Origin of the sequence: Limnospira sp. PMC 1279.21 (assembly GCF_032349615.1) — a bacterium.
Classification (GTDB): Bacteria; Cyanobacteriota; Cyanobacteriia; order Cyanobacteriales; family Microcoleaceae; genus Limnospira; species Limnospira fusiformis.
Genome location: NZ_JARPLU010000322.1, coordinates 1 through 2,499, shown reverse-complemented (window position 1 = coordinate 2,499; position 2,499 = coordinate 1). Strand labels below are relative to the sequence as shown.

The following is a 2,499-nucleotide window of genomic DNA, read 5'->3' as shown; positions in this document are numbered from 1 at the left end:
ATGCCATGGATTCCGTTCTCAAAGCTGCGTCCTAACCACCTTGACTAATCCTATAAATGGTCTGAGCAGAAATAAACCACAAAGACAGAAAAGACAGAACAGATAAAACTTCTGTGTACTCATGTCTCTGTGGTTTCTCCTCAGTATATAGGATCTAGTGAGTATTCAAATCCAGCTTTAACAATCGCTTACCGTGAACCACAGCCACAACCGTTACGACATCTCCCTGAATACGGTAGATAATCCGGTAAGTGTAAGCAAACTGTTCTCTAACGGTTTCGTCACCAAACTCCTGAACAATACCACCGGAGAGGGGACACTTGCTCAGATTTCTGGTAGCCTCAATGATTCTCTGTACCACCGCCGCCGCATAGGAAACTGAGTCTCGCGCAATATAAGCCGCGATCGCATCGATATCATCAATGGCTGTCGGTGACCAAACTACTTGATAACCCATTTACTTACTAAACCTTCCGCTTCCTCTTGTGTTAATCTTCGTTCACTATCTGCAATAGTAATACCCTGGCGGTACTTTTCTATAACATAAAGATGATATTGAATATCCTCAAGACTGCAATCCTCCGGTAAATTTTTCAGCAACAACTCAATTTCTTGTTTGACGGTATTCATAAATAAGGTTTCTTTTAATTTAGTTAGTCTCGGTCTATTATATAGTAAATGGAAAATACCTACTAACATTCGTCAATTTCCAGAGCAGCCATAATAATTTTGTCGGCTCAAAAAGATGTAATTTAGGGAGAGTATAGGATATTGATAGAGTGGCGTGGGGGATAGCCCACTGTTAATCGGCAGATACCGGAGGGTGCGATCGCACTTCCCCCGGAAATACTGTTAGTCCCAACTAGGTTAACTATTGGGTTATGCAAACTTCATGGGAGAACCGTAACCGAGTAGGGGTCGAGAGAGATGTCGCCATCTCCCCCTCCCATACAAAACCGTGCTTGCGAGTTTCCCAGCACACGGCTCCTAATTTGACTGCTCCATTGTTAAGGATACAGCATTGGCGTTATCTAGCGCCGTTTGATCATCATGACAGTGGCGGTGTAGTAGTTGAAGATTCTTGTATTCGTCCTTTCCGCCGTGGCTTCGAGGTACAATGTGGTCTACTTCAACTAAATCTGATGGGGTGAAGTATTGCCCGCACCAGGCGCATAGGCTTTTTGGCTTTTTGAGTAGTATGGCTACCCTTGTTGGCGTTTCAATTGCTTGTCCTTTTCTGGTTGCCCAGTAGGTCCAGTTTCCGTCATCAAGTGTGGCGTCGGGGCGTATTAGGGTATGTCGGACAATTGGATTCACATTATGATTCCATAATGTGAATCCATCCTTGGTTTTGAATACCCAAGTTTCATGGCTTTCTTTCCCGTTGCTTAGTTTGACCGTTCCGTGTCCGAAATAGTTTCTTAGATTTTCGTAACTTGCCATTCCGCATCTCGAATCTGTCCATGCCCGTAACATTTCAAAAACTATGTGGTCTAGTTTTCTGAAGGTCTCAGATGAGACTACCCCTGAGTAATAGTTAGACCATCCCCGAATCATCGGGTTTAGCTTACTAATCAAGGCTGATTGGGGTGCAGTTTTATGTTGTTTGATTACACCTTTTATCACTTCTGTATGGGCTTTAACTGCTTTGTTGCTGGGTTTAATGTGGGTTGGGTGTCCGATTAATCGGCTTGCTATCCCGCCTGTCTTCCCAGATATGTGTTTTCCAACTGGGTATTGCCTGATATTGAATCCGAGAAAATCAAACCCAGGCTCTTGGGTTTTGCCATCATACTCAATCCTATTGAGTGTATGACCAATTCGAGTCTTTTCAGGTTGGATTTCTAATCCCACTGGCTTTAACCATTCAGAAATGGCAATGGGGCACTGTTCAATGATTCCTAAGTCTTTGGATATGACCACGAAATCATCGGCAGATCGCATAAGGTTAACCTGAATAGCTGTTCCTTTGTTTGGATACATTTCTTTAATTAACCTTTCCATTCCCAACAGTGCGATGTTGGCGAGTATTGGACTTATTACCCCTCCTTGGGGTGTCCCTGCTTCTGTCTCCTCAAATACGCCGTTATCTAGTACACCCGCTTTTAACAATTGTTTCAGGTCTTTCTTCAGGCTACTTGGACAATGAATTTTGGTCAGTAGATAATCATGGTTTATTCGGTCAAAACATTTCGCTATGTGTTAGGGGTCGAGAATGGAGTCACCACCATCCCCTCCCATTCAGAACCATACGTGAAAGTTTCCCTTCATACGGCTCCTGGTGTGGATACCCTGTTTTGTCAAAGGAGCAGAATCAAGAGACCTGCTTTTTACTTCGATGTTCAGAGCTATATGCACCACGTAGTCTTTAAACTCGTCCTCGCCATTATACTCTTACTGACCGCAGTATCTATATCCCCACCGTGACCTGTGGGCATATCCCCACCATGACAATTGGGCTTTAGCTTCTGGTCACATCCTTCACCCTCTAAGGTTAGG

At 43.9% G+C, this 2,499-nt stretch carries 2 protein-coding genes and 1 pseudogene; all 3 read right to left on the bottom strand.

The genetic code is table 11. The features are described from left to right. Nucleotides 1-154 precede the first annotated feature (154 nt). Entirely contained in the window at nucleotides 155-457 is a 303-nt protein-coding gene (locus P5683_RS24105) for a type II toxin-antitoxin system RelE/ParE family toxin (RefSeq protein WP_006617129.1), read from the bottom strand. Further along, nucleotides 442-699: a hypothetical protein gene (locus P5683_RS24100; RefSeq protein ID WP_006625968.1), complete on the bottom strand. Its 258-nt coding sequence runs from the start codon at nucleotides 697-699 to the stop codon at nucleotides 442-444. The genes P5683_RS24105 and P5683_RS24100 overlap by 16 nt, the downstream gene beginning before the upstream one ends. 288 nt (nucleotides 700-987) lie before the next feature. Then, nucleotides 988-2,199, bottom strand: a pseudogene (locus P5683_RS24095) (group II intron reverse transcriptase); the annotation flags it as partial. Between the last annotated feature and the right edge of the window lie 300 nt (nucleotides 2,200-2,499).

Excerpts from the sequence above, each read along its gene's own strand:
- P5683_RS24100 (WP_006625968.1), bottom strand. The coding sequence starts at position 699 with ATGTTAGTAGGTATTTTCCATTTACTATATAATAGACCGAGACTAACT.
- P5683_RS24105 (WP_006617129.1), bottom strand. The coding sequence starts at position 457 with ATGGGTTATCAAGTAGTTTGGTCACCGACAGCCATTGATGATATCGAT.